The organism is Corallococcus terminator (genome assembly GCF_003611635.1).
Taxonomy (GTDB): Bacteria; Myxococcota; Myxococcia; order Myxococcales; family Myxococcaceae; genus Corallococcus; species Corallococcus terminator.
In genome coordinates, this window is record NZ_RAVZ01000564.1 from 1 (window position 1) to 3,210 (window position 3,210).

Annotated in this window: 5 protein-coding genes; 1 reads left to right on the plus strand and 4 read right to left on the minus strand. The window is 69.2% G+C overall.

Annotated features, from left to right (window positions below; all coding sequences use genetic code 11):
- The 4 genes from D7V88_RS40040 to D7V88_RS40055 all read right to left on the minus strand — a co-directional run.
- On the minus strand, positions 1–428 hold a 428-nt coding region (locus D7V88_RS40040; protein ID WP_208726742.1), incomplete at its 3' end, for an Hpt domain-containing protein.
- A 68-nt stretch (positions 429–496) separates the two neighbouring features.
- A complete protein-coding gene (locus tag D7V88_RS40045; protein ID WP_120545765.1) occupies positions 497–1,750 on the minus strand; it encodes a methyl-accepting chemotaxis protein in 1,254 nt (417 codons plus the stop codon).
- 5 nt (positions 1,751–1,755) lie between these two features.
- A complete protein-coding gene (locus D7V88_RS40050; protein WP_120545766.1) occupies positions 1,756–2,163 on the minus strand; it encodes a Frizzy aggregation protein FrzB in 408 nt (135 codons plus the stop codon).
- Positions 2,160–2,681, minus strand: coding sequence for a chemotaxis protein CheW (locus D7V88_RS40055; RefSeq protein ID WP_120545767.1), 522 nt, complete (start codon positions 2,679–2,681; stop codon positions 2,160–2,162). Before D7V88_RS40055 ends, D7V88_RS40050 begins: the two co-directional genes overlap by 4 nt.
- Before the next feature lie 133 nt (positions 2,682–2,814).
- Here D7V88_RS40055 and D7V88_RS40060 point away from each other — a divergent pair.
- On the plus strand, positions 2,815–3,210 hold a 396-nt coding region (locus tag D7V88_RS40060; protein WP_147449093.1), incomplete at its 3' end, for a response regulator.

Here is a 3,210-nt window from a genome sequence, read left to right on the forward strand (position 1 = left end):
GCCTGGGCGGCGGGCCTGCGCACCGGGCCCAGGGCGGGCACCGGATGACCGGACACCTCCGACAGGGCCTTCACCATCTCCTCGGTGGCCGAGGAGCCGGTGTGCGCGGCGTCCAGGTCCTCGATGAGGTCCGACAGCACGTCGCATGCGCGCAGCATGACGTCGGTGGCGGTCTCGGTGGCCGTCTTGCCTTCGCGCTCGGCGCGCAGGACGTCCTCGGCGGCGTGCGCGAGCTGACCGATGGCGGCCAGGCCCAGCATGCGGGCCTCGCCCTTCATCGTGTGCAGTTCGCGCGCGACGTCGTCCGCGGCCTGATCCGCGGTCTCCTTCTCCAGGTCGATGACTCCCAGTTGGATCTTCTGGAGTCGGTCGGCCGTGACCTCCTGGAACTTCTTCAGGAGGGACTTTTTGAGGGCCTCGGTGTCCATGGGTGACAGGCCCGGGGGCGCGGTTCAGCACGCCCCCGGAAGCCCTTCTCTCCCCTTCAGGAGAACGCCTAGTCGGCCTTGAAGCGCTTGATGAGCTCGGCGAGCCGGCCCGCAAGCTGGGTGAGCTCGGCGGCGGCCCCGGTGGCCTGCTTCGACGCCTGCGTCGTCTGACGGGTCACGTCCTCGATCTCCGCCATGGACGCCACCACCTGTTCGGTGGCCGTGCGCTGCTGCTGCGTGGCCAGGTTGATGACCCGGGCCGCGTCGCTCGTCTCCTGCACACCGGCGAGGATGCCTTCCACGGCCTGCGCCGCCACCGCGCCCAGCTTCTCGCCGGACTCCGTGGCGTGCTTGGACGCGTCCGCCGCGCCCGCCGCCGCGGCCGTGGCCTCGCGGATCTCCGTGATGAGGTTCTTGATCTCCTTGGTGGACTCCAGGACGTTCTCCGCCAGCCGGCGCATCTCCGCCGCGACGATGGAGAAGCCCTTGCCCGCCTCACCCGCGCGGCTGCCTTCCAGCGCCGCGTTGAGGGCCAGCAGGTCGGAGCGGTCCGCGATCTCGTCGATGACCTCCACCACCGTGCCAATGCGCTCCACGCGCTTGGACAGCTTGGAGATGGAGTCCGCCACCGCGACGCCGTCGCTGCGGATCTGCTGCATGGCCTGGATGAACTCGCCAATCGCGCCGCGACCCGCGCGCGCCGCGCCCAGCGTCTCTTCCGCCACGCGCGCCACGCTGCCCGCGTTCTCCGCGATCTGCGCGGAGGCGTGCTTCAACTCCTCCATCGTCGCGGTCGTCTCGTGGATGGCCGCGGCCTGCTCGGTGGAGGACGTCTCATGCTGCGTGGACGCCGCCAGCACCTGGTTGGCGGAGGACGACAGCCGCAGCGCGGCCTCGTTGATCTCCCGCACGAAGATGCGCAGCGTTTCAATGACCTTGCCGAAGCCCTCCAGGAGGGGCCCGAGCTGGGGGTCTTCCGTGGACGTGTTCCAGCGCGACAGGTCGCCTTCGCGCACCAGGATGATGAGCGAGTCGAGCGCCTGATCGATCTCCTGCGCCGCCACCTGCTTGCGGTGCTCCGCGGAGGAGAACTGCTCCAGCACCTGGTTGAGCAGGTGGCCGAAGCCCGTGGAATCCGCCAGGACGCGGTCGTGGGGCACGCGCGCGTTCAGGTTGCCGGACAGCACCGACATCAGCGTGTCGGTGAAGGGCTTGAGTGGATCCACCGCGTTGGCCTCGGGGGCTCCCGCCTTCGCGCCTGGGGACTTCTTCGCACCGCGGGACTTGGCCGCGGGCTTGTCGTTGGGGCTCTCCAGGGACATGTGTGTCAGTGCCTTCCTTGCGTCTTCAAGGTTTCCGCCAGATCAATCAGCAACACGGGCCGCTTGGACTCTTCATCCAGGCAGATGCCCACGGCATAGGGAGCCGCAGCCACGGCGGCGGGCATGCGGCGTAGCACGGCGAGCGCCACGGGGCGCACCCCGTTGACGCCATCCACCTTCAGGTGGCCTTCGCCTTCCGGGGTGTCGAACACCAGCGCGCGCAGGCCGCGGTGCGGCACACCCAGCTCGCGCACGGTGAGGTCGTCCGGCAGGGCCCGGTCGATTCGCAGCACCTGCGAGGCGTCGGTGCCGTATTCGGAGTCGCCGATCTGGAAGAAGAGGATGTCCACCTCTCCCAGCTCCTCCGCGGAGCGATCGTCCGCGACCCCGTTGACGGTGCCCTCCCGACTCATCGCACCACCGCGCGCTGACGGGCCGTCTGCAACAGCTTGGAGAAGTTGAGCAGGTTCAGCCCGTCATGGGGGGTGCCGCCGTGCACGACGCCCAGCAGGTGTTCGGCGGCGGCATCACCGCCCAGGGGCGGCGGGAGGATCTCCGACACGGGCACGCGGCGCAGACCCAGCACGGTGTCCGCCACCACGCCGGAGACGTAGTTGCCGCTGACGCCCACGAAGATGCGCGTGCGCGGACCGATGCGCGCCTCGCCCTTGCTCAGGAAACGCAAGAGGTCCACCACCGGCAGCACCTGGCCTCGGTGGCCGGTGACGCCCATGATGAACGAGGGGGTGCGCGGCAGGGGCGTGAGCAGCCCGGCGCGCAGCACCTCGGTGACGTTCTCGCTGGGCACGCCGAAGCGCAGCTCGCCCACCTTGAAGCAGAAGAACTCCTGCTCGGGTCGGGCCTGGGCGGCCAGCGTGCGGTCCGGCGCCTGTCGAAGCGCGCGTTGGAGGGGAGTGGAGGTCGGGGTCAAGGCAGTGAAGTATCCCGGACAGAGCGAAAAAGGGTCAAGGGTCCAGCCAAGTCTGTCCGCTTGGTCGCCGTTTCGATGGTTCGGCGGGAACCAAAGGTGTAGGGTTGTGGGCCGGGAGCCCCTGAGGAGGAAGATGTCCCGCGTACTGGTCATTGACGACAGCCCGATGCTGCTGGAGCTCACCGTCCGCGCCCTGACGGCCGCCGGCTATGAGGCCAGCGGAGCGCCCGATCTGACCACGCTCGACCAGAAGCTCGCCACGGGTCCGTTCGCGCTCATTCTCGTGGACGTCAACATGCCGGAGATGTTCGGCGACGACGTCGTCGAATTCCTGCGGCAGGTGAAGAACGTCTCCTCCAAGCTCATCCTCTACTCCGACATCTCGGAGGCGGAGCTGGCCGCGAAGGCGAAGAACTCCGGTGCGGACGGCTACATCCTCAAGAGCGGCGGCCTGGAAGGGGTGCTCGGGGGCGTGATGGGCCTCATTGGCGCCCCGGCGCTGAACATCCCCGCCGCCGCCCCCACTCCC

Excerpts from the sequence above, each read along its gene's own strand:
- D7V88_RS40045 (WP_120545765.1), bottom strand. The coding sequence starts at position 1,750 with ATGTCCCTGGAGAGCCCCAACGACAAGCCCGCGGCCAAGTCCCGCGGT.
- D7V88_RS40050 (WP_120545766.1), bottom strand. The coding sequence starts at position 2,163 with ATGAGTCGGGAGGGCACCGTCAACGGGGTCGCGGACGATCGCTCCGCG.